General features: G+C 73.4%; 26 protein-coding genes, 1 tRNA gene and 1 riboswitch. Of the genes, 19 read left to right on the top strand and 8 right to left on the bottom strand.

Going from position 1 to position 26,485, the window contains the following annotated elements:
- Positions 1-27 precede the first annotated feature (27 nt).
- Both secG and ACIQLL_RS08810 read left to right on the top strand, forming a co-directional pair.
- Positions 28-273: a preprotein translocase subunit SecG gene (gene secG / locus ACIQLL_RS08815; RefSeq protein WP_402465638.1), complete on the top strand. Its 246-nt coding sequence runs from the start codon at positions 28-30 to the stop codon at positions 271-273.
- Positions 274-376: 103 nt separating this feature from the next.
- On the top strand, positions 377-727 hold the full coding sequence (locus ACIQLL_RS08810; protein ID WP_402465635.1) for an RNA polymerase-binding protein RbpA: 351 nt from the start codon (positions 377-379) through the stop codon (positions 725-727).
- A 164-nt stretch (positions 728-891) separates the two neighbouring features.
- Here the strand turns inward: ACIQLL_RS08810 and pgl are convergent, their stop codons facing one another.
- The 5 genes from pgl to tkt form a co-directional block, all read right to left on the bottom strand.
- Positions 892-1,653: a 6-phosphogluconolactonase gene (gene pgl, locus ACIQLL_RS08805; protein ID WP_402465632.1), complete on the bottom strand. Its 762-nt coding sequence runs from the start codon at positions 1,651-1,653 to the stop codon at positions 892-894.
- Positions 1,650-2,585, bottom strand: coding sequence for a glucose-6-phosphate dehydrogenase assembly protein OpcA (gene opcA / locus ACIQLL_RS08800; RefSeq protein ID WP_402465630.1), 936 nt, complete (start codon positions 2,583-2,585; stop codon positions 1,650-1,652). The genes pgl and opcA overlap by 4 nt, the downstream gene beginning before the upstream one ends.
- Before the next feature lie 26 nt (positions 2,586-2,611).
- Entirely contained in the window at positions 2,612-4,153 is a 1,542-nt protein-coding gene (zwf, locus tag ACIQLL_RS08795) for a glucose-6-phosphate dehydrogenase (protein WP_402465628.1), read from the bottom strand.
- Between the two features lie 59 nt (positions 4,154-4,212).
- Positions 4,213-5,328, bottom strand: coding sequence for a transaldolase (tal, locus tag ACIQLL_RS08790; protein ID WP_402465626.1), 1,116 nt, complete (start codon positions 5,326-5,328; stop codon positions 4,213-4,215).
- Between the two features lie 93 nt (positions 5,329-5,421).
- Positions 5,422-7,599 carry a transketolase gene (gene tkt / locus ACIQLL_RS08785; RefSeq protein WP_402465624.1) on the bottom strand — a complete coding sequence of 726 codons (2,178 nt, stop codon included), beginning with the start codon at positions 7,597-7,599 and terminating at the stop codon, positions 5,422-5,424.
- A 352-nt stretch (positions 7,600-7,951) separates the two neighbouring features.
- Between tkt and ACIQLL_RS08780 the strand changes: the two genes are divergently transcribed.
- Entirely contained in the window at positions 7,952-8,920 is a 969-nt protein-coding gene (locus tag ACIQLL_RS08780; protein ID WP_402465622.1) for a heme o synthase, read from the top strand.
- A 15-nt stretch (positions 8,921-8,935) separates the two neighbouring features.
- Here the strand turns inward: ACIQLL_RS08780 and ACIQLL_RS08775 are convergent, their stop codons facing one another.
- Positions 8,936-9,433, bottom strand: coding sequence for a hypothetical protein (locus tag ACIQLL_RS08775; protein WP_402465619.1), 498 nt, complete (start codon positions 9,431-9,433; stop codon positions 8,936-8,938).
- A 263-nt stretch (positions 9,434-9,696) separates the two neighbouring features.
- Here ACIQLL_RS08775 and xerD point away from each other — a divergent pair, with 263 nt between their 5' ends.
- The 16 genes from xerD (at position 9,697) to ACIQLL_RS08695 (ending at position 24,475) form a co-directional block, all read left to right on the top strand.
- Positions 9,697-10,650 carry a site-specific tyrosine recombinase XerD gene (gene xerD / locus ACIQLL_RS08770; protein ID WP_402465616.1) on the top strand — a complete coding sequence of 318 codons (954 nt, stop codon included), beginning with the start codon at positions 9,697-9,699 and terminating at the stop codon, positions 10,648-10,650.
- A 103-nt stretch (positions 10,651-10,753) separates the two neighbouring features.
- Entirely contained in the window at positions 10,754-11,665 is a 912-nt protein-coding gene (locus tag ACIQLL_RS08765; protein ID WP_402466280.1) for a ParA family protein, read from the top strand.
- Entirely contained in the window at positions 11,649-12,512 is an 864-nt protein-coding gene (locus ACIQLL_RS08760; protein ID WP_402465614.1) for a segregation and condensation protein A, read from the top strand. The genes ACIQLL_RS08765 and ACIQLL_RS08760 overlap by 17 nt, the downstream gene beginning before the upstream one ends.
- Positions 12,509-13,150 (top strand): SMC-Scp complex subunit ScpB, encoded by a 642-nt coding sequence (scpB, locus tag ACIQLL_RS08755; protein WP_402465612.1) that lies wholly within the window; start codon positions 12,509-12,511, stop codon positions 13,148-13,150. The genes ACIQLL_RS08760 and scpB overlap by 4 nt, the downstream gene beginning before the upstream one ends.
- 37 nt (positions 13,151-13,187) lie before the next feature.
- Positions 13,188-13,997, top strand: coding sequence for a pseudouridine synthase (locus tag ACIQLL_RS08750; RefSeq protein WP_402465610.1), 810 nt, complete (start codon positions 13,188-13,190; stop codon positions 13,995-13,997).
- 50 nt (positions 13,998-14,047) lie between these two features.
- On the top strand, positions 14,048-14,737 hold the full coding sequence (gene cmk / locus ACIQLL_RS08745; RefSeq protein ID WP_402465607.1) for a (d)CMP kinase: 690 nt from the start codon (positions 14,048-14,050) through the stop codon (positions 14,735-14,737).
- A gap of 88 nt (positions 14,738-14,825) precedes the next feature.
- Positions 14,826-16,352, top strand: coding sequence for a ribosome biogenesis GTPase Der (gene der, locus ACIQLL_RS08740; protein WP_402465605.1), 1,527 nt, complete (start codon positions 14,826-14,828; stop codon positions 16,350-16,352).
- Positions 16,353-16,441: 89 nt separating this feature from the next.
- Positions 16,442-16,572, top strand: a riboswitch (FMN riboswitch).
- 124 nt (positions 16,573-16,696) lie between these two features.
- Positions 16,697-17,815: a bifunctional diaminohydroxyphosphoribosylaminopyrimidine deaminase/5-amino-6-(5-phosphoribosylamino)uracil reductase RibD gene (gene ribD / locus ACIQLL_RS08735; RefSeq protein WP_402465602.1), complete on the top strand. Its 1,119-nt coding sequence runs from the start codon at positions 16,697-16,699 to the stop codon at positions 17,813-17,815.
- On the top strand, positions 17,815-18,453 hold the full coding sequence (locus tag ACIQLL_RS08730) for a riboflavin synthase (RefSeq protein ID WP_402465599.1): 639 nt from the start codon (positions 17,815-17,817) through the stop codon (positions 18,451-18,453). Before ribD ends, ACIQLL_RS08730 begins: the two co-directional genes overlap by 1 nt.
- Positions 18,450-19,781 (top strand): bifunctional 3,4-dihydroxy-2-butanone-4-phosphate synthase/GTP cyclohydrolase II, encoded by a 1,332-nt coding sequence (locus tag ACIQLL_RS08725; protein ID WP_402465597.1) that lies wholly within the window; start codon positions 18,450-18,452, stop codon positions 19,779-19,781. The genes ACIQLL_RS08730 and ACIQLL_RS08725 overlap by 4 nt, the downstream gene beginning before the upstream one ends.
- On the top strand, positions 19,778-20,302 hold the full coding sequence (ribH, locus tag ACIQLL_RS08720; RefSeq protein ID WP_402465595.1) for a 6,7-dimethyl-8-ribityllumazine synthase: 525 nt from the start codon (positions 19,778-19,780) through the stop codon (positions 20,300-20,302). The genes ACIQLL_RS08725 and ribH overlap by 4 nt, the downstream gene beginning before the upstream one ends.
- A gap of 121 nt (positions 20,303-20,423) precedes the next feature.
- Positions 20,424-20,497: transfer RNA gene (locus tag ACIQLL_RS08715), tRNA-Pro, on the top strand.
- 182 nt (positions 20,498-20,679) lie between these two features.
- Complete coding sequence (locus tag ACIQLL_RS08710; RefSeq protein ID WP_402465592.1) at positions 20,680-21,357, top strand: TIGR00266 family protein; 678 nt, start codon at positions 20,680-20,682, stop codon at positions 21,355-21,357.
- 58 nt (positions 21,358-21,415) lie between these two features.
- Positions 21,416-22,093 carry an SDR family NAD(P)-dependent oxidoreductase gene (locus ACIQLL_RS08705; RefSeq protein WP_402465589.1) on the top strand — a complete coding sequence of 226 codons (678 nt, stop codon included), beginning with the start codon at positions 21,416-21,418 and terminating at the stop codon, positions 22,091-22,093.
- Between the two features lie 108 nt (positions 22,094-22,201).
- The gene (locus ACIQLL_RS08700; RefSeq protein WP_402465586.1) at positions 22,202-24,037 is read left to right on the top strand and encodes a SpoIVB peptidase S55 domain-containing protein; all 1,836 of its coding nucleotides are present in this window, start codon (positions 22,202-22,204) and stop codon (positions 24,035-24,037) included.
- Positions 24,038-24,100: 63 nt separating this feature from the next.
- Complete coding sequence (locus ACIQLL_RS08695) at positions 24,101-24,475, top strand: DUF2200 domain-containing protein (protein ID WP_402465583.1); 375 nt, start codon at positions 24,101-24,103, stop codon at positions 24,473-24,475.
- 21 nt (positions 24,476-24,496) lie between these two features.
- On the opposite strand, the gene ACIQLL_RS08690 is transcribed toward ACIQLL_RS08695, so the two are convergent.
- Entirely contained in the window at positions 24,497-25,060 is a 564-nt protein-coding gene (locus tag ACIQLL_RS08690) for a dienelactone hydrolase family protein (RefSeq protein ID WP_402465580.1), read from the bottom strand.
- Positions 25,061-25,136: 76 nt separating this feature from the next.
- The gene (locus ACIQLL_RS08685; protein ID WP_402465578.1) at positions 25,137-26,420 is read right to left on the bottom strand and encodes a glycosyl hydrolase family 18 protein; all 1,284 of its coding nucleotides are present in this window, start codon (positions 26,418-26,420) and stop codon (positions 25,137-25,139) included.
- Positions 26,421-26,485: the final 65 nt, after the last annotated feature.

The raw sequence follows: 26,485 nt of genomic DNA, 5'->3' as shown, positions 1-26,485 counted from the left end.
TGAGGCGGCCGAGAGCCGAGGACATCCATGTTCGCCGCGTTGACCATCCTCCTGAACGTACTGCTGGTGCTCACCAGCGCGTTCCTGATCCTGCTCATCCTCATGCACAAGGGGAAGGGCGGCGGTCTGTCCGACATGTTCGGCGGGGGGATGTCCAGCGCCGCGGGCAGCTCCGGGGTCGCCGAGCGCAACCTGAACCGCATCACCGTGGGCATCGCCCTGGTGTGGTCGGTCACCGTGGTGCTCCTCGGGATCGCCACCAAGGTGAGCTGACGGGAGTCGCCCGGACGGCGGCGCCGGGCATGACGAGGGCCCTCCCCACCTATCGGCGCCGCGGGTGGGAGCGGGCCCACAGACTCGAAGGTGAGGACGACACGTGGCATCTGCCGGACACGCGATCCGTGGCTCCCGCGTCGGTGCGGGACCGATGGGGGAGCAGGAACGGGGTGAGGCTGCGCCGCGCACGCAGGTCTCCTACTGGTGCCTCAACGGGCACTGCACCTCGCCGAGCTTCGCGCTGGGAGAGGGGATCGAACCGCCCGAGACCTGGGACTGTCCGCGGTGCGGGTTCCCCGCGGGCCAGGACCCGTCCGAGCCTCCGGCCCCGCTGCGCAACGAGCCGTACAAGACGCACCTGGCGTACGTGAAGGAGCGTCGCTCCGAGGAGGACGGCGCCGCCCTCCTCGACGAGGCGCTGGCGTCGCTGCGGGCGCGACGGGGTCGCTGACGCCCCGTCCGTCGCAGTTCGCACGACAGGGGGCAGGCCATGACGGCCTGCCCCCTGTCGTGGCTCTGCGCACCGACGCTGCGGCGCGCTCGCGTCGCTGCGGACCGCCCGGCGATGAGGCGGGACACGGCGTCACACGACGCCGCCGCGGTCCGCCGTCGCGCTCAGCCCCGTGCCGACGCGGCAGCGGCGTCGAGCAGCCACAGCGTGCGGTGCCGGCCGACGGCCCGGACCGCCGGGACCTGCGTGACGGGACCGTCCGCCAGCGCGGCTGCGGCGCGTTCGGCCTTCTCCGCCCCTGCGGCCACCACCCAGACCTCCTCGGCGCGCCCGATCGCCGCGAAGGTCAGCGAGACGCGTTCGGGCGGGGGCTTCGGCGATCCGTGGACCCCGACCGTCCAGCCGGGCGCCCCGAGTGCGGGATGCTCGGGGAAGAGCGAGGCGACGTGCCCGTCCGGACCCATGCCCAGCAGCAGGACGTCGAACGCGGGTGTCGTCCCGTCGTCGGCGAAGGCGGCGAGCTCGGCGGCGTAGGCCTCGGCCGCCGCCTCGGGGGTGCGGGCCTCGCCCGGGCCGTCGCCCCGTGCGGGAACCGCATGGATGTTCGCCTCCGGGAGCCCGTCGGAGGACACGAGGCCGTCGAGCAGCGCGTCCCGCGCCTGGGTCTCGTTGCGGTCGGGGTCCCCGGCGGGCAGGAAACGCTCGTCGCCCCACCACAGGTGGACGCCGGACCAGTCCACGGCCCTGCGCAGCTCGCTGGCGGCCACGGCGGCGAGCGTCCTGATGCCCACGGTGCCGCCCGTGAGCACGAGGTGCACGGGCGTGCGCACCGACTGGACGTCGAGGACGCGGGTCAGCAGCCGGGCCGCCGCGGCGTCCGCCAGGATCGCCGCGTCGGGGTGGACGACGACGAGCCGGGTGCTCATGCGCTCGCCTCCACCGTGGCGATGCGACCGAGGCCCTTGCCCAGGACCTGTCCGTAGATCTCGTCGGGATCCAGCCGGCGCAGCTCCTCGATGAGTGCCTCCGAGAGCGATCGGATGGGCAGCGCCATGTGGCGCGCCGGCTTGCCCGGCTCGGTGATGGTCACCACGCGCCCGTCAGGGCGATCCAGGACGATCTCACCGCTCTTGCGCTCCAGCACCACCCGCGTGATCGCGTCGGAACCGTCGGTGCGGACGACCGTCGCCGGGCAGCGCAGCTTCAGGCCGAGCCAGGCGGCCAGGAGGTCGAGCGAGGTGTGCTGCGCCTCGCCCTCCACGCGCACGGAGGTGACCGGCTCGTACGGCGGCTGGTCGACGGCCGCCGCGATGAGCCCGCGCCACAGGGTCACGCGCGCCCACGCGAGGTCGGTGTCCCCCTCGGTGAACGCCGACGCGAGCCGGGCGAGCATCGCCACGGGGTCGGCCGCCTTGGTGGTGTCGGTGATGCGACGCTGCGCCATGGCCCCCAGCGGGTCCTCGACGGGTGCGTCCGGCCCGCCCGTGGGCCACCAGACCACGATGGGGGCGTCCGGCAGCAGCAGCGGCATCACGAGGGTGTCGGTGTGGTCCTGCAGGGGTTCGGCGCAACGCAGCACGACCACCTCGGACGCTCCGGCGTCGCCACCGACCCTGATCTGGGCGTCGAGGCGGCCCGACGTGGCGTGCGGGGCGCCGGGCGCGACGACGACGACGCGGCAGGGGTGCTCGTGGCTGGCCTCGTTGGCGGCGACCACCGCTGCCTCGATGTCGGCCTCGATCGCGACGACCACGAGGGTCAGCACGCGGCCGAGCGCGACGGCGCCGCCCTCGTCGCGCAGCGAGTCGAGCCGCTTGCTGACCGCGTTGGTGGTGGTGTCCGGCATGTCGATGATCATGGGTGCTCCTTCGTCGTGCCGGCGGGTCAGGGACGGCGCCAGGTGCGGCCGTCGCGGGCCAGCATGGCGTCGGCGGACGCGGGGCCCCAGGTGCCCGCCGGATAGGGTTCCGGGGCGCCGTGGCCGGCCCAGTGCGCGATGACGGGGTCGAGGATCTTCCAGGAGAGCTCGACCTCCTCGCGCGTCGGGAACAGCGGCGGGTCGCCGAGGAGCACGTCGAGGATCAGCCGCTCGTAGGCCTCGGGGGAGGACTCGGTGAACGAGTGCCCGTAGCCGAAGTCCATCGTGACGTCGCGGACCTCCATCGCCGTGCCGGGCACCTTGGCCCCGAACCGCAGCGTGACGCCCTCGTCCGGCTGCACGCGGATGACCAGGGCGTTGGACCCGAGATCCGAGGTCAGGGACGACTCGAAGGGCAGGTGCGGTGCCTTCTTGAACACGACCGCCACCTCGGTCACCCTCCGGCCCAGGCGTTTGCCGGTGCGCAGGTAGAACGGGACACCGGCCCAGCGGCGGTTGTCGATGTCGAGGCGCACGGCCGCGTACGTCTCCGTCGTGGAGTCGGGGTTGAAGCCCTCCTCCTCGAGGAACCCGACGACCTTCTCGCCGCCCTGCCACGCCGAGGTGTACTGCCCGCGGGCGGTGTGGCGGTTCAGGTCGCGGGGGAGGCGCACCGACGACAGCGCCTTGATCTTCTCCGCACGCAGGGCGTCGGCGTCGAAGTCGACGGGCTCCTCCATCGCGACCAGCGCGAGGAGCTGCAGCAGGTGGTTCTGGATCACGTCGCGCGCCGCACCGACGCCGTCGTAGTAGCCGGCCCGCCCGCCGATGCCGATGTCCTCGGACATCGTGATCTGCACGTGGTCGACGTAGTTGTTGTTCCACAGCGGCTCGAAGAGCTGGTTGGCGAAGCGCACCGCCAGGATGTTCTGGACGGTCTCCTTGCCGAGGTAGTGGTCGATGCGGAACACCGACTCCTGCTCGAAGACCTTCGACACCACGGCGTCGAGCTCCTGGGCCGAGGCCAGGTCGTGCCCGAACGGCTTCTCGATGACCACCCGGCGCCAGGCGTCCTCGGCGGACTCGGACAGACCCGACCGGGCGAGCTGCTCGCACACCAGCGGGAAGGCGCTCGGCGGCACGGACAGGTAGAACGCGTGGTTCCCCCCCGTGCCGCGCTCGGCGTCGAGGTCCTCCACCGTCCGGCGCAGCTCCTCGAACGCCTCGGGATCGTCGAAGGAACCCTGGACGAAGCGGATCCCCTCGGCGAGCTGCTGCCACGTCGCCTCGCGGAACGGGGTACGCGCGTGCTCCTTGACGGCGTCGTGGACCACCTGGGCGAAGTCCTCGTCCTCCCAGTCGCGCCGCGCGAAGCCCGTCAGGGCGAACCCCGGGGGCAGCAGCCCGCGGTTGGCGAGGTCGTAGACGGCGGGCATGAGCTTCTTGCGCGACAGGTCGCCGGTGACGCCGAAGATGACCAGCCCGCAGGGGCCGGCGATCCGCGGCAGCCGCAGGTCCAGGGGGTCACGGAGGGGATTGTGCTCTGCGGTGATCTTGGCCGGTCTCACGGGACCCCGTCTCTCTCTCGGGTGGAATGCTGGCGTGCGGTCGTCGGGACGCCGCGGGATCAGGAGCCGGCGGCGTCCAGGCCGTTCTTGGTCGTCGTCAGCAGCTCGTCCCAGCTCACCTCGAACTTGGAGACGCCCTCGGACTCGAGGCGCGCCGTGACCTCGGCCAGGGACACGCCCTGGGCCTCCACGGCGGCGATCGTGGTGGCGGCGTCGTCGGCGGTCCCGGTCACGGTGTCGCCGGTGACCTCGCCGTGGTCGGCGAACGCGTCCAGCGTGGCCTGCGGCATGGTGTTGACCACACCGGGGGCGACCAGCTCGGTCACGTACATCGTGTCGGGGTAGTCGGGGTTCTTCACCCCGGTGGACGCCCACAAGGGCCGCTGCGGGCGGGCCCCGGCGGAGCGCAGCTCCTCCCAGCGCTCGCCGGAGAAGACCTGCTCGTAGGCGGCGTAGGCGAGCCGTGCGTTGGCGACGGCCGCTCGGCCGCGCAGGGCGAGGGCCTCGTCGCTGCCGACCTCCTCCAGCGCCGCGTCGACGGCCGAGTCCACCCGGGACACGAAGAAGGAGGCGACCGACTCGATCGGCCCCAGGTCGTGACCGTTGGCCCGGGCCTGCTCGAGACCGGTCAGGAACGCCCCCATGACGGCGTGGTACCGCTCGATGGAGAAGATGAGGGTGACGTTGACGCTGATCCCCGCGGCCAGCGTCCGCGTGATCGCCGGCAGGCCCTCGAGGGTCGCCGGGATCTTGATGAAGACGTTCGGGCGGTCCACGGTGTCCCAGAGCCGACGGGCCGTGGCGACGGTGGCCTCGGTGTCGTGCGCCAGCCGGGGGTCGACCTCGATGGAGACCCGGCCGTCCACGCCGTCGGTGCGGTCGTGGACGCCGCGCAGGACGTCGGCGGCGGCGCGGACGTCGTCGGTCGTGATGCGCTCGACGGCGGCTTCGACGTCGGTCCCGGCCAGCTCGGCGAGGACCCCGTCGTAGGCGTCACCGCCGGCCAGGGCGCCGGCGAAGATCGTGGGGTTGGTGGTCACCCCGACGACGTCGTGGGTCTCGACGAGGTCCGCCAGGTTGCCGGTGTCGAGCCGCTCGCGCGAGAGGTCGTCGAGCCAGATCGAGACCCCGGCCTCGGAGAGCCGGCGGGTGGGGCGGTCGGTCGCTTGCGTCATCAGAAGTCCTCTCCTCGTGCTGGCCGTGCGGGTCGGGTGCCGTCGCGTGGTGGGGCACCGACGGACGGTGCCCCACCACGCGACGGCATCCGGTCAGGCGACGTCGCCGGCGCCGCCCTCGGTGCGGGCGGCCGGGCCACCGGGCGTGTCGCCGCCGCGCGCGGCGGCGATCGACTCGCGCGCGGCGGCGGCGACGGCCTCGGCGGTGATGCCGAACTCGCGGTAGAGCGTCTGGTAGTCGGCGGACGCCCCGTAGTGCTCGAGCGACACCGACCGGCCGGCGTCGCCCACGATCTCGCGCCAGCCCAGGGAGACCCCGGCCTCGACGGAGACGCGGGCCCGCACCGCGGGCGGCAGCACCGACTCGCGGTAGGCCTCGTCCTGGCGGTCGAACCACTCGCGGCTGGGCATGGAGACCACGCGCGCCGCGACGCCGTCGGCCGCGAGGAGCTCGCGCGCCTCGACGGCCAGCTGCACCTCGGAGCCGGTGCCGACGAGGATGACGTCGGGCAGGTCGGTCGCGTCGTTGGTGGAGTCCAGGAGGCTGTACGCGCCCCGCAGCGTGCCGTCGGCGGGAGCGAACCCGTCGGTGCCGCGCGGGTACGTCGGCACGCCCTGACGGGTCAGGACCAGGCCGGCCGGGTTGGCGGTGTTCTCGAGGATGCCGCGCCAGGCGAAGGCGGTCTCGTTGGCGTCGGCGGGGCGGACGATGTCGAGGCCCGGGATGGCGCGCAGGGCGGCCAGGTGCTCGACCGGCTGGTGCGTCGGCCCGTCCTCGCCGAGACCGATCGAGTCGTGCGTCCAGACGAACGTCGACGGGATCTCCATGAGCGCGGCCAGGCGGACCGAGGCGCGCATGTAGTCCGAGAACTGCAGGAAGGTGCCGCCGTAGGGGCGGGTCAGGCCGTGCAGCACGATGCCGTTGAGGATCGAGCCCATCGCGTGCTCGCGGATGCCGAAGTGCAGCGTGCGGCCGTTCGGGTGGCCGGGGAACTTCTTGGTGGCGTGCTCGATCGGGATGAAGGACGGCTGGCCGTCCATCGTGGTGTTGTTCGAGCCGGCCAGGTCGGCCGAGCCGCCCCAGAGCTCGGGGAGCACGTCGGCCAGCGCGGTGAGGACCTTGCCCGACGCCGCGCGGGTCGCCACGCCCTTGGCGGACGCCTCGAACTCGGGGAGGGCGTCGGCCCAGCCCTCGGGCAGCTCGCGCGACTGCAGCCGCTCGAGCAGGGCCGCGCCGTCGCGGTTGGCCGTCTTCCAGGCCTCGAAGGCCGTGTCCCAGGCCGCCCGCTGCTCGGACTGGCGCTCGGCGACCGCCCGTGTGTAGGTCAGCACCTCGTCGTCGATGTCGAAGGACTTCTCCGGGTCGAGCCCGAGGATCTTCTTCATGCCGGCGACCTCGTCGGCGCCCATGGCCGATCCGTGGATCCCGCCGGTGTTCTGCTTGGTGGGTGCCGGCCAGCCGATGATGGTGCGCAGCGCGATGATCGAGGGCTTGCCGGTCTCGGCGCGGGCGGCGTCGAGCGCTGCGGCGAGTCCCTCGGTGTCCTCGGCGTAGCCGGTGCCGCCCTGGGTGAAGTCGACCCGCTGGGTGTGCCACCCGTAGGCCTCGTAGCGGGCGAGGACGTCCTCGGTGAACGCGATCTCCGTGTCGTCCTCGATCGAGATCTTGTTGTCGTCCCAGATCACCACGAGGTTGCCGAGCTGCTGGGTGCCGGCCAGCGAGCTGGCCTCGGAGGTCACGCCCTCCTGCAGGTCGCCGTCGGAGGCGATCACGTAGACGTGGTGGTCGAACGGCGAGGTGCCCGGGGCCGCCTCGGGGTCGAGCAGACCCCGCTCGCGCCGTGAGGCGAAGGCCATGCCGACGGCGGAGGCCAGCCCCTGGCCCAGCGGGCCCGTGGTGATCTCGACGCCACGGGTGTGGCGGAACTCGGGGTGTCCGGGCGTCTGCGAGCCCCAGGTGCGCAGCGCGGCGATGTCGTCCATCTCCATGCCGTAGCCGGCCAGGAAGAGCTGCAGGTACAGCGTGAGCGACGAGTGGCCGGCGGACAGCACGAAGCGGTCGCGGCCCACCCAGGTGGCGTCGCTCGGGTCGTGCCGCATCGTCTTCTGGAACAGCAGGTAGGCGGCGGGAGCTAGCGAGATCGCCGTGCCCGGGTGACCCGAGCCGCACTTCTCGACGGCGTCGGCGGCGAGCGCCTTGATGGACTTGACCGCCCGCTCGTCGAGTTCGTTCCACTCGAGCGGCGACAGTGCGGGGTCGAACGCGTTCACGAATGCCTCTTTCCTGCCCGAGGCGCTGCCCCGGGGTGTGTGCTGCTTGGCCGGTGCCGGGCGCGGGCCCCGCCGCCGACGGGCGGGGACGGACGCCGGGCGCAGCGGACGGACCGGTGCACGCGGCGGCACCGGTGCCCTGCGTTGTTCGTCTCCACACTAGCGGGGCGGGCCGCCGGGCGCGTTCACGACGACGGAACGTCCCACGATGTGAGCGCTCGACACGGCGACCGCCCCGGTGGGGCGGCATTTGTCACAGCGGCCCGGGCGCGTGTGCGGGCGAGGACGGTCCGCGTCCGGCGTAGCATGGTCCCGCCCCCTGCAGACCGCCCCGAACGGAACCCGACCGCGCGTGAGCACCACCAGCCGCACGACGACCACCTCGTCGACACCGACCCGAGCCGCCGCGCGCCGGTCCGCAGCTCGACCCGGCGACGGTTGGCGGGATCGCGTCGGCGCCTACGTGGCGCTGACCAAGCCGCGCATCATCGAGCTGCTGCTGGTCACGACGGTCCCGACGATGATCCTGGCGCAGGGCGGTCTGCCCGATCTCTGGCTCGTGGTCACCGCCCTCGTCGGCGGGGCGCTCGCGGCGGGGTCGGCCAACGCGTTCAACTGCTACCTCGACCGCGACATCGACGAGCTGATGAACCGCACCAAGCGACGTCCGCTGGTGACCGGCGAGATCCGCCCGCGCGACGCGCTGGTCTTCGCGACGGCGCTGGGCGTGGTGGCGCTGGTGTGGTTCGCGTGGCTGGTGAACGTGCCCGCCGCCTGGTTGACGTTCGGTGCCATCGCGATCTACGTGGTCGGTTACACGATGATCCTCAAGCGCCGCACCTCGCAGAACATCGTCTGGGGCGGGATCGCCGGGTGCATGCCCGTCTTCATCGGCTGGGCCGCGGTGACCGGTTCGCTGAGCTGGTCCGCACTGGCGCTGTTCGGCGTCATCTTCTTCTGGACCCCGCCGCACTACTGGCCGCTGTCGGTGAAGTTCAAGAAGGACTACGCCACCGCCGGGGTGCCGATGCTGCCGGTCGTGGCGTCGGACCGCCGGGTCGCCACCGAGATGGTCGGCCACACGATCGCGATGATCGTCTGCTCGCTGGCCCTGGTCCCGCTCGCCGGCATGACGTGGGTGTACGCGACCGTCGCCGCCGGACTGGGTGGCTGGTTCCTCTGGCTCACCGTGGCGATGCTGCGCAAGGCGCGAGGCAGCACGCGGGGCGGTCCGGGCGCGATGAAGGTCTTCCACGCGTCCATCACCTACCTCACCCTGCTGTTCGTCGCCGTCGCGGTGGACGTCTTCCTGCCGTTCTGACGTCACCCCGACCCGTCAGCAGAAAGGCGGCGTGCCGTGCGGCGGGATCGACTCCGGACAGCCGGGCGCGAGCCTCGGCAGGCTGGCACCGGGCGTCCTCCGGGTGTCCGCCGGGAGGACCTCGACGGTGACGACGCGGCCGGAGAACCGGGCCACGACGACGGAGGACGCCGGCTCGCCCGGTGCGACGACGCCCCAGGACCCGCCGCCGCCCCCGAATCCTTCGGGACGGGTGCCGACCTCGGCCGCGGGGTCCACCGCCGACGGGCCCAGGAGACCGGCGAGGGCGAACGCGGTCGCCGCGCTCGCCGAGCCGAGCAGCGTCCCGAGGGCGAGGACCAGCGCGGTGGGCAGGTGCCGAGGTTCGCGCCCGGTGCGGACGGGCACGGGCTGCCCGGTGGGCGCGGGCGCGGCGACCGGCGGCGACGGCTCCGGGACGATCCGCGAGGCGCTGGAACCCTGCTCGGCGCCGGGGGCCGACACGTCGAACACGACGGTCCCGGGCGGTCTCACGACCGTCTCCGTTGCGGGGTGGTCGTGCGTCGTACGCACGTGGTGAACGCCGTCATGGCGACCTGGTCTCGGGAGATGTCCGGCACGGCACGGTGACCGGTGGGAGCCGCTCGTGGCGTCCACCAGCGGCCACTGACAGCGTCGCCCCGGGGGCCCGATCGGGTCAACGGATTTTCGTGGGCCGCGGCGGGACGGCGGCAGAGCGGTCGACGCGCTGCGCCGGTTCCTGCGGGAGCGTGTCTCCGCCGGGGCATGATGGGCGGGTGACCGCTCCTGCCGACGTGCTGCGCCCCGCCCTGGACGGCGCGCTGCGCGACTACCTCGCCCATCTGCGCGTCGAGCGGGGACTCTCGGCCAACACCGTGGCCGCCTACCGCCGGGACCTGGCGCGGTACGCGACGTTCCTGACGGCCTCGGGGCGCGAGCGCCTCGCCGACGTGCGCGAGGCGGACGTCGGCGCCTACCTGACGGCGGTCCGGGAGGGGGCCGACGGCGGTCGCCCGTTGTCGCCGTCGTCCACGGCTCGCGCGTTGGCCGCCGTCCGCGGCTGGCACCGGTTCGCCCGGGCCGAGGGGCTGAGCGAGGCCGACCCGACCGCCGAGGTGACGGCACCCACGCAGACCCGGCGCCTGCCGCACGCCCTGAGCGTCGACGCGGTCGCCCGCCTGCTGGACGCCGCGGCGGCCGGGGAGGGCCCCGCCGGACTGCGCGACCGGGCGCTGCTGGAGATGCTCTACTCCACGGGCGGCCGGATCAGCGAGGTCGTCGGGCTGGACGTGGACGACGTCGGCACCGACGGCATCGTGCGGCTGCTGGGCAAGGGCGGCAAGGAGCGGGTGGTGCCCGTGGGGTCCTTCGCGCGCACCGCGGTGGACGCCTACCTCGTGCGGGCCCGGCCGGTGCTGACGTCCGCCGGCGCGGCGCGGGGCCGCAGCACCCCCGCACTCTTCCTGAACTCCCGGGGCAACCGGCTCTCGCGGCAGAGCGCGTGGGCGGTGCTCGGACGGGCGGCCGACCGTGCCGGGCTGGCCGAGCACGTCTCCCCGCACACGCTGCGGCACTCGTTCGCCACCCACCTGCTGGCCGGGGGCGCGGACGTGCGCGCGGTCCAGGAGCTGCTGGGTCACGCCTCGGTGACCACCACGCAGATCTACACGATGGTCACGCCGGAGGCGCTGCGCGAGGTCTACGCGGCGGCCCACCCGCGGGCGCTGTAGGCGCCTCGGGCAAAGGACGGCGCGCCGAGCCCGCGGCCCGGCACCAGGGGAGGCGCGGTGTAGCGTGACGGACGTGACCGACGCACCCGGGGGGAGCGACACGATGACGCAGCCGGCGACCGCCGAGAGCACGTTGCCCGGGATCCCGGGCCGCCAGGCGACGGACGAGGATCCGCCGACCGACGTCGTCGGCCGGCCGTTGCCCGAGTACCCGGAACCCGCGCCCCTCACGTCGCACGGGCCGGCGCGCATCGTGGCGATGTGCAACCAGAAGGGTGGCGTCGGCAAGACGACCACGACGATCAACCTGGGCGCCACGCTGGCGGAGTACGGGCGCAGGGTGCTGCTCGTGGACTTCGACCCGCAGGGCGCCGCCTCGGTCGGGGTGGGCGTGAGCCCGCACGACCTCGACCTGAGCATCTACAACGTCATCATGGAGCGTGACGTCGACGTCGCGGACGTCGTGCGTCCGACGGCCATCCAGGGCCTCGACGTGGTCCCGGCGAACATCGACCTCTCCGCCGCCGAGGTGCAGCTCGTGGGCGAGGTGGCGCGTGAGTCCGTGCTCTCCCGCGCGCTGCGGCCCGTGCGCGACGACTACGACGTGATCCTGGTGGACTGCCAGCCGTCCCTGGGCCTGCTCACCGTCAACGCCCTGACCGCCGCGGACGGCGTCCTCATCCCGCTGGAGTGCGAGTTCTTCGCGCTGCGCGGCGTGGCGCTGCTCGTGGAGACCATCGAGAAGGTGCGCGACCGGCTCAACCCGGACCTCGCCGTCGACGGCATCCTGCCGACCATGTACGACGCACGGACCCTGCACTCGCGCGAGGTCGTCCAGCGGGTGCACGAGGCCTTCGGGGACACGCTGCTGCACACGGTCATCGGGCGCACCGTGAAGTTCCCCGACGCCTCCGTCGCCGCGGAGCCGATCACCGCCTACGCCCCCTCGCACGCCGGCGCCGCGGCCTACCGGCACCTGGCCCGCGAGCTCGTGGCCCGTGGCTGCTCCCGCTGACGCTGCGCAGACGCCGCGTGCCGGGGCGTTCCAGGTGCACCTGGACAACTTCGACGGCCCGTTCGACCTGCTGCTCTCGCTGATCACGGCCCGCGAGCTGGACGTCACCGAGGTGGCGCTCGCGGCGGTGACGGACGACTTCGTCGCCCACATCCGCTCCGCCGAGGCCGCCGCCGCCGAGGCCGCGGACCGGGGTGAGGAGCACCCGTCGTGGGACCTGGGCACGGCGAGCGAGTTCCTGGTGGTGGCCGCCACCCTGCTCGACCTCAAGGCGGCACGTCTGCTGCCGGGGCTCGTGGAGGAGGATGCGGAGGACCTCGAGCTGCTGGAGGCGCGCGACCTGCTGTTCGCACGTCTGCTGCAGTACCGCGCCTACAAGGAGATCTCGGCGGTGTTCGCCGAGCGCCTGGCCACCGAAGGGCGCCGGGTGCCGCGATCGACGCCGATGGAGCCCCGGCTGGCGGCCCTGTTGCCCGAGCTGGTGTGGAGCCTCGACGGCGAGCGGCTGGCCGAGCTCGCCTCGCGCGCCCTGGAGCCGAAGGCGCCACCGGTGGTCGGCCTGACCCACCTGCACGCCCCTGCGGTGAGCGTGCGGGAGCAGGCCGGCGTGCTGGCCCGGCGGCTCCGTCGCGACCACGTGGCCACGTTCCGGGCGCTGACCGGCGGGGAGGAACGCCTGGTGGTGGTGGCGCGGTTCCTGGCCCTGCTCGAGCTCTTCCGGGCCGGTCAGGTGGCGTTCGACCAGATGGTCGCGCTGGGTGAGCTGACGGTGCGCTGGACCGGGGGAGCGGACGACGCGGTCGTCGACGTCGAGGAGTTCGAGGGCGCCGTGGAGGGAGCAGCATGAGCACGGGACCGGGCACCGACACCGCCGCTCCGCTGGACGTGGACGCCCTGCCCGGTGGGCTGGCGGCGGCGCTGGAGGCGATCCTCATGGTCACCGAGGCCCCGGTGGCCACCGAGCGGCTCGCGGCCGCGGTCGAGCGTCCGACGGCGCAGGTTGCCGAGGTGCTGGACGCGCTCGCCGCGGAGTACGCCGGTGAGGGAGAGGGGCGGCCCCGCGGGTTCGAGCTGCGCCAGGGGGCCGAGGGCTGGCGGGTCTACTCCGCCCCGGCGCTCGGCGACGTGGTGAGCCGGTTCGTGCTGGAGGGTCAGTCGTCCCGGCTGAGCCAGGCGGCGCTCGAGACGTTGTCGGTGATCGCCTACCGCCAGCCGGTCAGCCGAGGTCAGGTCTCCGCGGTGCGCGGCGTGAACGTCGACGGCGTCGTCCGGACCCTGCTGGCCCGGGGGCTGATCGCCGAGATGGGCCAGGACCCGACCTCCGGCGCGGTGCTGTTCGGGACCACGGGGGAGTTCCTGGACCGGATGGGCTGGACGTCGCTGTCCGAGCTGCCGCCGTTGTCCCCCCATCTGCCGGGTGTCGAGGCGGTCGGCGCCCTGGACGGCGGCCTCGGCGGCCTGTCGGGCGGCGTCGACGCCGACTGAGGCGCGCGGGCGCGAGCGGGCCTGCGACAATGGGCCCATGCCCACCTCTCGTCGCGGCGGCCGTCGCCGCCCCCAGCAGTCGAACTCCTCCCGGACCCCGCAGGTCGACGTCCACGTCGCCGACGGCGTCCGGCTGCAGAAGGTGCTGGCCCAGGCCGGCCTCGGCTCGCGGCGCACGTGCGAGGAGCTGATCTCGCAGGCGCGCGTCGAGGTCGACGGCCAGATCGTCACCGAGCTGGGCGTCCGTGTCGATCCGGCGAGCTCCGTGGTGCACGTGGACGGCATGCGGGTGCAGCTCGACCCGTCCAAGATCACCGTCGCGGTGAACAAGCCCGTGGACATGATCTCGGCGATGAGCGACCCCGAGGGCCGCCCGACGGTGGCCGAGCTGGTCAAGGACCGCCCCGAGCGGTTGTTCCACATCGGGCGCCTGGACGCCGACTCGGAGGGACTGCTGCTGCTCTCCAACGACGGCGAGCTCGGCAACCGCCTCGCGCACCCCAGCTACGAGATCCCCAAGACCTACCTCGTGACCGTCGAGGGCGGCGAGGTCTACCCCCGGGTCCTGAAGCAGCTCACCACCGGGGTCGAGCTCGAGGACGGGCCCGCTGCGATGGACAAGGCCCGGGTCGTGGACGCCGTCCCGGGGCGCACGCTGGTCGAGGTGGTGCTGCACGAGGGCCGCAACCGGATCGTGCGTCGGATGTTCGACGCGGTCGGGTTCCCGGTGACGCGGCTGGTGCGCACGCGCATCGGCCCGATCGCCCTCGGCGACCTCAAGGTCGGTCGGACCCGGGTCCTGGGCCGCACGGAGCTCGGGACCCTCATGAAGGCCGTCGACCTGTAGATTCCCGCGCGTCCCCTCCCCCCCACCCCCGAACGAGAGCGAAGAAACCCGTGGTCACAATCGCCGTCGACGGCCCCTCCGGTTCCGGCAAGTCCAGCGTCTCGAGAGCCGTCGCCGCCCACCTGGGACTGGCCTACCTCGACACCGGCGCCATGTACCGTGCCGCGACCCTGTGGTGCGTGCGCACCGGCGTCCCCCTCGCCGACGCTGCCGACGTCGCGGCCGCCGTGCGCGCCATGCCGCTGGAGATGGGCCTCGACCCGGCCGCCCCGGGCATCGTGCTCGACGGCGACGACGTCGCCGCGGCGATCCGGACCGGCGACGTGACGGCCGCGGTGTCCCAGGTGGCCACCAACCTCGAGGTGCGGGCCGAGCTGCGCCGCCGTCAGCGCGCGATCATCGCCGCCGAGCAGGACGGCGGGTTCTCGTCCGGTCGCGGGATCGTCGCCGAGGGTCGCGACATCACCACGGTGGTGGCTCCGGACGCCGACGCCCGCGTGCTGCTGACCGCCAGCGAGGAGGCGCGCCTGCGCCGTCGTTCCCTGGAGGTGCACGGCACCGCGGACGCCACCTCGGTGGAGGCGACCAAGGACCAGGTGCTGCGCCGCGACCGCGACGACGCCACGGTCAGCACCTTCCACACCGCCGCCGACGGCGTGGTCACCGTCGACTCCAGCGATCTCGACTTCGACCAGACCGTCGCGGCGGTCCTCGTGGTGGCCGAACGCGCGACGGTCTGAGCCCGCGGGACGCTCGACGTGACGGGTCTCTCGCCCTCCGCGGGCCGCGTCGACGTGCCCGGGGCGGCGGACCTGGGACAATGGCTGCATGACCACCCCCGCCGACGGTCCTGAGACCACGCCCGCCGACGCCGACGCCGGTCCCGTCGAGGACCTCGGACCCGTCGTCACCCAGTTCGTGGACGACGCCGACCGCGAGCGCGCCCTGCGCGCCGGTCTGGAGGAGTTCGACCTCGACGAGTCCGACCGCGAGCTCCTCGAGGCCGAGTGGCGGGACGGCGACGTCGAGCCCGCCGAGGCCCCGTTGCCGGTGCTGGCCGTCATCGGCCGTCCCAACGTCGGGAAGTCGACGCTGGTCAACCGCATCCTGGGGCGTCGCGAAGCCGTCGTGGAGGACACCCCGGGGGTGACCCGTGACCGCGTGAGCTATCCCGCGGAGTGGTCGGGGACCCACTTCACGCTGGTGGACACCGGCGGCTGGGAGGTCGACGTCGCCGGCATCGAGTCGAAGGTGGCCGTCCAGGCCGAGGTCGCGATCTCGCTGGCGGACGCCGTCGTGCTGGTCGTGGACGCCCAGGTGGGTGCCACCGCGACCGACGAGCGGGTCGTGGAGATGCTGCGCCGCGCCGGCAAGCCCGTGGTCCTGTGCGCCAACAAGGTCGACGGGCCGTCGGGCGAGGCGGACGCGGCCTACCTGTGGGGTCTGGGCCTGGGGGAGCCGATGCCGGTCTCCGCGCTGCACGGCCGCGGGCTGGGCGAGATGCTCGACGCCGTCCTGGAGATGCTGCCCGAGGAGTCGGCGCACGGGACCCTGCGTCCCGAGGGTCCGCGCCGGGTGGCGCTGGTGGGCCGGCCCAACGTCGGCAAGTCGTCGCTGCTGAACAAGATCGCCGGTGCCGAGCGGGTCGTCGTCGACGAGACCGCGGGCACCACGCGCGACCCGGTCGACGAGCTCGTCGAGATCAAGGGCATGCCGTACTGGTTCGTCGACACCGCCGGCATCCGGCGCCGGGTGCACCAGTCCCGTGGTGCCGACTTCTACGCCTCGCTGCGCACCCAGGCCGCGATCGAGAAGGCCGAGGTCGCCGTCGTGCTCGTGGACGCCTCGGTGCCGCTGACCGAGCAGGACACCCGCGTGATCTCCCAGGTGGTCGACGCCGGCCGGGCGCTGGTGATCGCGTACAACAAGTGGGACCTGATGGACTCCGACCGCCGCCCGTTCCTGGAGCGCGAGATCGAGCGGGACCTGGTGCAGGTGACCTGGGCGCCGCGCATCAACGTCTCGGCGCGCACCGGCTGGCACACGGACAAGCTGGTCCGGGCGTTGGAGACCTCGCTCGACTCGTGGGACACGCGCATCCCGACGGGTCGGCTCAACGGGTTCCTGGGTGAGCTGGTGGCTGCCCACCCGCACCCGGTGCGCGGTGGCAAGCAGCCTCGCATCCTGTTCGCGACCCAGGCCGCGACACGGCCCCCGCGGTTCGTCGTCTTCGCCTCGGGGTTCCTCGAGGCGGGCTACCGACGGTTCATCGAACGCCGCCTGCGCGAGGAGTTCGGGTTCGAGGGCTCGCCGCTGCGCATCAGCGTGCGGGTCCGCCAGAAGCGTCGCCGCTGACGGCCACGTCCTCGGACGGCGCAGGTGTGACGGGCGTCGCAACTCGCGGGCGGGCCGGTGCGGTAGTGTCGGCCGCAACGAGCAGATGCTCGCGTGCTCTGGGGTCGGTGCAATTCCGAACCGGCGGTGAAAGTCCGCGACCCGGTCACCACCAGTGACCGGTTGACCAGGTGGAACTCCTGGACCGACGGTCAAAGTCCGGATGGGAAGACGCACGCGACGGCATCGTCCGCTCGCCGGTGGCGTGGACCCGTCCACGCCGGGGTGCGTGCACCCCCTGACCGGTGAGCGGCGACGACGCCGTGCCGCCCCAGCAGTCCGCGACCGGACGACAGGGGCAGCAGATGACCACCGCCACGGCGGCACCCGCGGTGAGACCGGCCGAGCAGCACGCGTTGCGGCGTGCCTTCGACCTGGCCGCGACCGACGGGCTCGTCCTCGGGCCGAACCCGCGCGTCGGCTGCGTGCTCCTCGCCCCGGACGGCGCCACCCTCGGCGAAGGGTTCCACCGTGGTGCCGGCACCCCGCACGCCGAGGCGGTCGCGCTGGAGAACGCCCGCCGCGCCGTCGGGCCGGACGCGCTGCGCGGCGCCACCGCCGTCGTCACCCTCGAACCCTGCGCCCACACCGGGCGGACCGGACCGTGCGCGCAGGCGCTGCGCGACGCCGGCATCGCGCGCGTCGTGTACGCCCAGGCCGACCCCAACCCGGTGGCCACCGGCGGAGCTGCGCTGCTGCGGCACGCCGGCGTCGACGTCGTCGGCGACGTGCAGCCCGCCCGGGGACGGGCCCTGAACCCGACGTGGACCGCCGCGATGGAGCTCGGCCGACCCGTCGTCACCTGGAAGGTCGCGACGACGCTCGACGGGCGCACCGCCGCGAGCGACGGCACCTCGCGCTGGATCACGTCCGCCGCGGCGCGCCGGGACGCCCACCGCCTGCGAGCGGCCGCCGACACCGTGCTCGTGGGCAGCGGGACCGTGGCCGCCGACGACCCCTCGCTCACGGTGCGCGACGCCGACCTCGGCGGGCCGCAGCCGGCGCGCGCCGTCATGGGGCTGCGGGACCTGCCGCAGGCATCCCGGCTGGCCGCCCCCGGACCGGACGGCGCCGCCACGGTGCACCTGCGCACCCGGGATCCCCGCGCGGCGCTGGCCGACCTGTGGGACCACGACCGCCGCCACGTCCTGCTGGAGGGCGGTGCCACCCTGGCCGCCGCGTTCTGGCGCGCCGGGATGATCGACGAGGTCGTGGCCTACGTGGCGCCCGTGCTCCTCGGCGCGGGTCCGGCTGCCGTCGGGGACCTCGGCATCACGTCCATCACCGGAGCGGTCCGGCTCGACGTCGCCGACGTCACCGTCCTGCAGCCGTCCCCCGACGACCTCGACCTCCCCGACGGCGCGCGCTCGGGCGCCGCCGCCCCCACCGTGCGGCTCACCCTGCGGCCGCGGAAGGAGTCCTGATGTTCACGGGCATCGTGACCGAGCTCGGCACCGTCCGGGCATTGGAGACCACCACCGACGCGGCGCGCCTGACGATCGCCGCCACCACCGTGCTCGACGGGGCCCGGCCCGGCGACTCCGTCGCCGTCAACGGGTGCTGCCTCACCGTGGCGAGCCTCGACGAGGGGATCTGGACCGCGGACCTGATGGCCGAGACGCTGCGGCGCACCACCCTCGGCGAGCTGGCTCCGGGCGACGGCGTCGACCTCGAACCGGCGCTCGCGGTCGGCGACCGGCTCGGCGGGCACATCGTGCAGGGTCACGTCGACGGCGTCGGCACCGTCCTGGCCCGCACGCCCGGCGAGCGGTGGGACGTCGTGGAGATCTCGCTGCCGGCGGACCTGGCACGGTACGTCGTGGCCCAGGGGTCGATCGCGGTCGACGGCGTGTCGCTGACGGTCGTGGACGCCGGGGCGGGCCGCTTCACCGTGAGCCTCATCCCCGAGACGCTGGCACGCACGACCCTCGGCCGCCGCATGGTCGGCGACCGGGTGAACCTGGAGACCGACGTGCTGGCGCGGCACGTCGAGCGGCTGCTCGACGGGCGCCTCACCGGGCCGTCCGCTGTGGCCGGCGCCGACGTGGAGGTGGCCCGATGACCGCGCCCGAGGCGGGACTGCGAGCCCGCGTCGAGCGGGCGGTGGCGGCCGTCGCCGCCGGGCGGCCCGTCGTCGTGGTCGACGACGCCGACCGCGAGAACGAGGGCGACCTGATCTTCGCCGCCGAGGCCGCCACGCCGGAGCTCATGGGATTCACCGTCCGGCACACCAGCGGCCTCGTCTGCGTGGCAGCCGACGGGGCCACCCTCGACCGCCTGGGCCTGCCCCTCATGGTCGCCCGGAACCGGGACGCCTTCCGCACCGCGTACACCGTCACGGTCGACGCCGCCGACGGCGTGACCACCGGCATCTCCGGGAGCGACCGGGCGCGCACCGCCCGCGTCCTGGCCGCCGCCGGCACGGTGCCCACCGACCTGACCCGACCCGGACACGTCCTGCCGCTGCGCGCCCGCGACGGAGGCGTGCTGGTGCGGCGCGGGCACACCGAGTCCGCCGTCGACCTGGCCCGCCTGGCCGGTCGCGGCACCTCCGGCGTGCTCGCCGAGCTCACGCACGACGACGGCACCATGATGCGGCGGCCCGCCCTGGAGGAGTTCGCGGCCGAGCACGGCCTCGAGCTGATCAGCGTCGCCGACCTGGCCGCCTACCGTCGGCAGACGGAGGTGCTGGTGGACCGCCTGGCCGTGACGCGGCTGCCCACCCGGCACGGGACGTTCACCGCCGTGGGCTACCGCGACCGGCTCACCGGTGCCGAGCACGTCGCCCTGGTGGCCGGGCCGCTCGCGGACCTCGACGACGGCGAGCCGGTGCTGACCCGGGTGCACTCGGAGTGCCTCACCGGCGACGCCTTCGGGTCCCTGCGGTGCGACTGCGGCCCCCAGCTCGACGCCGCGCTGCGCGCGGTGCAGGAGGCCGGACGCGGGGTCGTCGTCTATCTGCGCGGGCACGAGGGCCGGGGGATCGGACTCGTGGCCAAGCTGGCCGCGTACAGCCTGCAGGACGGTGGGCACGACACCGTCGACGCGAACCTGGCGCAGGGCTTGCCCGTGGACGCGCGCGACTACACCGCGGCTGCGCACGTGCTGCGTGACCTCGGCGTCGGTGCGGTGCGGCTGCTGACGAACAACCCGGCCAAGGTCGACGGCCTGCGGTGCGGGGGCGTGACGGTCGCCGAGCGGGTCGGGCTGGCCATCCACCCCGCCCCGGACAACGTGGCCTATCTGCGCACCAAGCGCGACCGCATGGGCCACGACCTGGCCAACCTTGAACCCGAGGTCGAACCTCGGGCGGACGCCCGACCTCACCCTCGACCTGAACCTGAAGGAGGACCGATGACTGCTGGAATCGCGTGCGAGGGTGTGCGGTGAGCGGCGCGGGGGCACCCACCACGCAGGCCGTCGACTGCTCCAACCTGCGGGTCGCCGTCGTCGCCGCCTCCTGGCACCGGGACGTCATGGACGGCCTGCTCGACGGCGCCCTGCGGGCGTGCGCGGACCACGCGGTGACGCCGGAGGTCCTGCGCGTGCCGGGTTCGTTCGAGCTGCCGGTGGTGGCCCAGGCCGCCGCCGCGGGCGGGTTCGACGCGGTCGTGGCGCTCGGCGTCGTCGTCCGCGGCGGGACGCCGCACTTCGACTACGTGTGCGCCGCGGCCACCGACGGCCTCAACCGGGTGGCGCTCGACCACACCCTCCCCGTCGGGTTCGGGCTGCTCACGTGCGACGACGAGGCGCAGGCGCTCGACCGGGCCGGGCTGCCCGGGTCCTCCGAGGACAAGGGCTACGAGGCGACGGCCGCGGCCCTGGCCACGGCCCGGGTCGTGGGATCGCTGCGCGCGTCGGTGCCCGCCCCGGCCGGTCGGGCCGAGGGAGGCCGGACGGACCCGCGGTGACCCCTGACACACCCGGTCGTCCGGGTGGACGAGCAACGCCCGGTCTGGGGTAGTATTTCGGTCGGCCCTGCGGGGCCGAACCGGTCCTTCTCGTCGTGCTCCGGCGCGCCGTCGGGCCGGACGGGCTGTGGCGCAGCTTGGTAGCGCACTTGACTGGGGGTCAAGGGGTCGCAGGTTCAAATCCTGTCAGCCCGACGTCGTGATGTCGCTGGACATCGCAGATGGCTCGGAACCGCTTGAGCGGTTCCGAGCCATTCGTCGTCTCCGGGCGGGGCAGGCGACCACCTCGCCGCCTGCGCTTGCCGGTGCCGCCCGGCCCGCTACGTTGCACGGTAGCTGCGAGCCGCAGCCTCGACCCGGAGAGACGGAGCACACCGATGGACGTCACGATCAGCGCAGGTCCCGCCTTCGCGATGGGCACGATCGCCGTACCGCCCGGGGGGTCGGTCCGCGTCGAGGCAGGTGCCATGGCCATGACGCGCGGTGACATCAGCATGGAGACGTCCACGCGGGGCGGCTTCATGAGCGGTCTGAAGCGCACTTTCGGCGGTGAGAGCTTCTTCGTCAACGACTTCCACTCGGGCACCGGCGGCCAGGTGGGTGTGGCCGCCACCCTGCCGGGGGACATGGCGGAGGTCTCCCTGGACGGTTCGCAACCGCTGCTCGTCCAGTCAGGTTCCTGGATCGCCTCCGACCCGGAGATCCAGGTCGACTCGAAGTGGGGCGGCGGGAAGTCCTTCTTCTCCGGCGAGGGCCTGATCCTCCTGCGCTGCGCCGGTGCCGGCGAGCTGCTCCTGGCGTCCTACGGTGCCATCATCGCCTCGACGCTCGCGCCGGGGGAGACGCTCACGCTCGACACCGGGCACGTCGTCGCGTTCGACGGCTCGGTGAACTTCTCGGTGCGCAAGGCCGGGAGCTGGAAGTCGACGCTCCTGGGCGGCGAAGGACTGGTGACGGACTTCGTCGGACCCGGCCGGGTGTGGCTGCAGACCCGCTCCAGCAACGACTTCATCGACTGGATCCGCAAGGTCAACCCGCAGCGCAACAACTCGTGAGGCCCGAACCGACGCACCGCAGTACGGTCGCCGCAGGACGTCGAGCGCACAGGAGGTCATGATGGCGACGTTGGCGATCGTCGGAGCGGGTCCCGGACTGGGAGCCGCGGTAGCACGCAGGTTCGGCCGGGAAGGCTTCTCGGTCGCACTGGTCTCCCGGGACCGGGAGAAGCTCGACGCGCTGGCCGCCGCGCTGGTGGACGACGGCGTGACGGCACGCGGGTACGCCGCGGACGTGCGCGACGGCGCAGCGCTCGAGGCGGCCCTGTCGCAGGCCGCCCACGAGCTGGGCACGGTCACCGCCCTGCAGTACAGCCCGCTGCCGGCCCGGGAGTACCTCGAGCCGGTGCTGGACCTCACCCCGGAGCTCGCCCTGGACGCGCTGCGGTTCTCCGCGCTGGGCCTCGTCACGGCCGTGCGCGCCGTGCTGCCCGGCATGCGCGAGCAGCAGGGAGGCAGCGTCGTCCTGATCAACGGCGGCACGTCCGTGAGGGCGCGCGCGGGGTTCGCGGGGACCTCGGTCGCGTTCCCCGCCGAGAGCGCCTACGGCGAGATGCTGCACGACGCGCTGGCCGACGAGGGGATCCGGGTCGCCCAGCTCGTCATCCCGGGGGCGATCCCGAAGCTCCAGCTCGAGAACGGCATCGACGACGTCGCCGAGCGCATCTGGGAGCTGCACACCACGCCGGGGGAGTTCCGCACCCTGCTCGTGCCCCTGGAGGAGGGACGCGATTAGCACCTCCGTCTGCATCGGCCCGGTCGTCGGCGACGAGCGCGCCGTCGGCGTGGTTTTTCACCCGCGCGTCGCGGGTCCCTGGCCGTCGCCAGGGCGGATGCTGTGCTCATGATGAACATCGTTCCCGGGGGCGGCACCGCACCGTCACCCGCGACGCGTGGCGAGGGAGCCACCGTCAGGCGCGACGGCTCCGGGCGGCCCCGGCGTCGTACCGCGCTGCGTCACCACCGTGTCGCCGCGCCGATCGCCTCGGGTGCGGCCGGCGCACTCGCGCTGGGCATCCTCGTGACCGCTCTGCCCGCCGCTGCCGCACCGGCCCCCGACTGCGCGACGGCCTACCCGGTGGCGGACCTCGGCGCCGGGATGGCGGTGCACGGGCTGACGGTGAGCCGAGGCACCACGCCGGAGGCGTTCACCGGCGAGCTGATCGGCGTCCTGAAGGACGGCATCGGTCCCGGGCTGGACATGATCGTGGCCGACCTCGACTCGCCCGCCATCGACGCCGCCGGCGGGATCTGGCAGGGCATGTCCGGTTCTCCCGTGTACGCCGAGGACGGCCGCCTCATCGGCGCGGTCGCCTACGGCCTGGCCTGGGGCGGATCACCGGTGGCCGGAATCACCCCGTTCGAGGACATGCAGGGCTATCTCGGGGTGGCCGCCGCGGCGCCGACCGTGGAGATCGGCCCACGGATGGCGGCCCGGATCGCGGCGGAGACGGAGGTGACGACGTCCCAGGCCGCCCGCGGGCTGGCGCAGCTGCCGATGCCCGTCGGGGTGAGCGGCGTGGACCTGGGACGGGCGGACAAGGCGGCGACGGCGCGCGGGAGCGCGCTGATCGGTGCGGACTCCTACCGGATCGGTCGGTCCAGCGGATCGTCCGCGGCCACGGTCGACACCGTCGTCGCGGGCGGCAACGTGGCGGCCGTGCTGTCCTACGGCGACGTCACCCTGGCCGGGATCGGGACCGCGACGTCGGTCTGCGGCGACCGGGTCGTGGCGTTCGGGCACCCGATGTCCTTCACCGGCAGGACCCGACTCGGTCTGGCTGCGGCGGACGCGCTGTACGTGCAGGAGGACCCCCTCGGTGTGCCGTTCAAGGTGGCCAACCTGGGCGAGCTGGGCGGCACCGTCACCGACGACCGCCTCGCGGGGATCGCCGGGACGCTCGGGCCCGTGCCGACGTCGGCGGTGGTGACGTCGAAGGTGGCGTACGAGGGCAGGTCGCGCGCGGGCTCGACCGAGGTGCTGCATCGGTCCGCGCTCGCCGACGTCACGCTGCTCGGCGCCCTGGCCAACCACGACCGGGTGGTCGACGGGATCATCGCGGGGTCGCAGACGCAGTCCTGGACGATCAAGGGGACGGTCTCGGGCGAGCCGTTCGTGCTGCGGTACGCCGACCGATACCGGTCGGGGTACGACATCGGGTTCGACGGCGTGTTCGACCTGGCGACCGTCGTGGACCGGTTGTCGACGCGTCCCGGTGTCAAGGTCACCGCGGTGACCAACGACGTGCGCACGCGCGATGCGAAGCACACGTATCGCGTCGTGAAGATCCAGCAGCGCTCCGAGGGGCGCTGGAGGGACGTCACGGACCGCACGGCGAAGGTCCGCGCCGGTGCGACCCTGAAGCTCAGGACCACGCTCCAGGGGTCGGACGGGTCCACCCGGACGGTTCGCGAGGACGTCAAGATCCCGAAGAGCCTGCGTGGCACGAGCGGCTCGGCGACGATCGTGGGCGGCAACCGCGTCTGGGACGACTTCTCCGGCCCCCGGACGTTCGCGGAGATGAAGACGCTCCTGCGGACGAACCTGCGCAACGACGAGGTCGGGCTGAGCCTGCGCATCGGTCGCGGCAAGGCGGCGTTCGAGCGGGAACGGACGTCCGACCCCCTGCCCCGCGTCGTCGGCGGCCAGCAGTCCGTCACCGTGAAGGTGGTGGGCTGAACCGACGGCTCGTGCCACGATGGTGCCCGACGGACCTGAGCACACTCGACGCAGGGGGACACCATGGCGGGTCACCGGATCTTCACCATGAGCTTCGCGAGCATCTATCCGCTCTACGTGGCCAAGGTGGAGCGCAAGGGACACACGCAGGCGGAGGTGGACCAGGTCATCGAGTGGCTGACCGGCTACGACGACGCCGGACTGCGGCAGACCCTCGACGACGAGGTCGACATGGAGACCTTCTTCGCCCGGGCCCCGCGCATGAATCCGCACGCCTCGCTCATCACCGGGGTGATCTGCGGCCACCGGGTCGAGGAGATCGAGGACCCGCTGATGCGCAGGATCCGGTACCTCGACAAGCTGGTCGACGAGGTGGCGCGGGGCAAGAGGATGACGTCGATCCTGCGTGGCCCCGTGGCCGGCGAGCGGGTGTCCTGAGACCTCTGCCGGGCCCCCGGCTCAGAGACGTTCCAGGAGGCCGAGCACCCGGTTCGCGACGAGGTCTGCGGACTCGGCCACGAAGTCGGCATGGCCCGGCTCGGCGAACAGGTGCCCGGACCCGGGATAGACGAACAGCTCACCGTGGGGGACGGTGGCCGCGTACTCGGCCTCGGCCTCGGGCTCGCGCCACGGGTCGTCCGCGTTGACGTGCGCCTGCGACGGCACGCCCTGCGGCCAGGTCGCATCCCACCAGGAGGGGGCGACGGCGCCGTACAGGAAGAAGGCCCCGCGGGCTCCCGGGCGCTCGAGCACGCGCTCGGCGGCGCGGGCGGCTCCCATCGACATCCCGGCGTAGACCAGGTCCGTCGGCAGGTCCTCGACCGCCGCGGCCGCCCGGTGCGCGAACGTTCCCTCGCCGACGGTCTCGGCGAAGGCGACCCCGTCCTCGACCCCGGCGAACGTGCGTCCGTCGAACAGGTCGGGGGTGTGGACGGTGTGCCCGGCATCGCCCAGGGTCTGCGCGAAGGAGAGGACGCCGTCGGTCAGGCCTGCGGCGTGGTGGAAGAGCACGATCTCTGCCATGACGCCACGGTACGACGGTGACGGCGGCGCGACACCTCGGGCGTCGCGCCGCCGTCACCGTGCGTGCACCAGGTGGTCAGCAGGCTCCGAGATCCTGCCAGACGCCCCACTGCCCGCTCTGCGTCGGGTTCTCCCCGGTGGTCCACCACTTGGCCCGGAAGTGGTGGCCGGAGTAGGTGACGAGGTCGCCCCCGACGTAGACCGCGGACGCCGACCACGTCGGGGCGGTGCAGTCGCCCGGTTCCGGGCTGGGGGTGGGCGTCGGCGTGGCTGTGGGCGACGGGGTGGGCGTGGGCGACGGCGTCGTGCCGGGACCGGTGGCGAGGCGGTCGCCGACGACGTCGGCGAACTCGTAGCCGTTCGTCGCGTCCCAGTTGATCGACCAGGTCATCACACCGCCGATCGGTCCGTACGGCGACCCCGGGACGAACGACCCGCACCCGGTGCCGACCTCCAGGCAGTCCACGGCACGCACGACGTCGGCCATCGGCTGGTAGCCACCCCCGGCGGCGCTCGGGACTGCCGGCACGCCGATGCCCACCTGGTCGGGCCGCAGGCCCATCTCGAGCTGGATGCACGGCAGCGCGGTCAGGAATTCGACCGTTCCCTGGCCGTACACCTGCTGGTCGCAGCCCAGCATGGTGCCCGAGTTGTAGTACTGCGTGTTGACGATCGTCAGGATGTCCTGGACGGCGAGGGTGAGCTGGTAGTACCCCATGGTCGTGGCCTGGTAGTCGATGGTCTGCGGGGCCATCGTCAGCACGAAGTCGGGGCCCGCACGGTCCGCGAGCTGATGGAGGGCGTCGGCCATGTACGTCGCCTGGATGCCGTGCTCGAGGTCGATGTCCACCCCGTCGAACCCGTACTGCTGCATCAGGGCGTACGCGGTGTCGGCGAAGTTCGCCGCCTCCGTGGCGTTCGAGACCACCACGTTGCCCTTCTCGCCGCCCACGGACAGCACGACCTTGCGGCCCTCGGCCTGGATCGCCGCGATGTCCGCCGTGAACTGCGCCGCGGTGTAGCCGCCCAGCTCCTCGGACGCGAGGTCGAACGTGATGCCGCCCGGCGTGCCGGGCAGGTTGTCGGCGAACGCGACCGCGACGAGGTTGTACGCCGAGGGAATGTCCGACAGCGGCAGGGTGACCGAGCCGTTGTCGAAGTTGTGCCAGTAGCCCGTGAGCCACTGGTGGTCCGACGAGGCTGACGACGCCGTCGCGGAGGCGGCGGCGGGCGCGGCAGGGGTGGTCGCAGCGGCGGTCGTGGTGCCGGCCGCCAGGACGGCGATCGCGCCGAGCGTCGCCGCCGTCGAACGCACCGGGTGCGCCCCTCGGCGGCCACGTCGGGTCGAGCGGATCCTCACGATGGTTCTCCTCGGGTCTGCGGCGCAGGGTGCGCCCGGGGCGGGACTCCTCGACGCTACGGGTG

Source organism: Isoptericola aurantiacus, assembly GCF_044769875.1.
Taxonomy (GTDB): domain Bacteria; phylum Actinomycetota; class Actinomycetes; order Actinomycetales; family Cellulomonadaceae; genus Isoptericola; species Isoptericola aurantiacus.
The sequence above is the reverse complement of the archived record's forward strand: the minus strand, read 5'-3'. Positions and strand labels throughout refer to the sequence as shown.

Bases quoted from the DNA above. Each gene is read 5' to 3' on its own strand.
- ACIQLL_RS08705 (WP_402465589.1), top strand. From the start codon at position 21,416: ATGATGGCGACGTTGGCGATCGTCGGAGCGGGTCCCGGACTGGGAGCC.
- ACIQLL_RS08750 (WP_402465610.1), top strand. From the start codon at position 13,188: ATGCCCACCTCTCGTCGCGGCGGCCGTCGCCGCCCCCAGCAGTCGAAC.
- der (WP_402465605.1), top strand. From the start codon at position 14,826: ATGACCACCCCCGCCGACGGTCCTGAGACCACGCCCGCCGACGCCGAC.
- scpB (WP_402465612.1), top strand. From the start codon at position 12,509: ATGAGCACGGGACCGGGCACCGACACCGCCGCTCCGCTGGACGTGGAC.
- tal (WP_402465626.1), bottom strand. From the start codon at position 5,328: ATGACGCAAGCGACCGACCGCCCCACCCGCCGGCTCTCCGAGGCCGGG.
- ribD (WP_402465602.1), top strand. From the start codon at position 16,697: ATGACCACCGCCACGGCGGCACCCGCGGTGAGACCGGCCGAGCAGCAC.
- opcA (WP_402465630.1), bottom strand. From the start codon at position 2,585: ATGATCATCGACATGCCGGACACCACCACCAACGCGGTCAGCAAGCGG.
- ACIQLL_RS08710 (WP_402465592.1), top strand. From the start codon at position 20,680: ATGGACGTCACGATCAGCGCAGGTCCCGCCTTCGCGATGGGCACGATC.
- secG (WP_402465638.1), top strand. From the start codon at position 28: ATGTTCGCCGCGTTGACCATCCTCCTGAACGTACTGCTGGTGCTCACC.
- ACIQLL_RS08690 (WP_402465580.1), bottom strand. From the start codon at position 25,060: ATGGCAGAGATCGTGCTCTTCCACCACGCCGCAGGCCTGACCGACGGC.
- ACIQLL_RS08725 (WP_402465597.1), top strand. From the start codon at position 18,450: ATGACCGCGCCCGAGGCGGGACTGCGAGCCCGCGTCGAGCGGGCGGTG.
- ACIQLL_RS08700 (WP_402465586.1), top strand. From the start codon at position 22,202: ATGATGAACATCGTTCCCGGGGGCGGCACCGCACCGTCACCCGCGACG.
- ACIQLL_RS08730 (WP_402465599.1), top strand. From the start codon at position 17,815: ATGTTCACGGGCATCGTGACCGAGCTCGGCACCGTCCGGGCATTGGAG.
- ACIQLL_RS08695 (WP_402465583.1), top strand. From the start codon at position 24,101: ATGGCGGGTCACCGGATCTTCACCATGAGCTTCGCGAGCATCTATCCG.
- pgl (WP_402465632.1), bottom strand. From the start codon at position 1,653: ATGAGCACCCGGCTCGTCGTCGTCCACCCCGACGCGGCGATCCTGGCG.
- ACIQLL_RS08765 (WP_402466280.1), top strand. From the start codon at position 10,754: ATGACGCAGCCGGCGACCGCCGAGAGCACGTTGCCCGGGATCCCGGGC.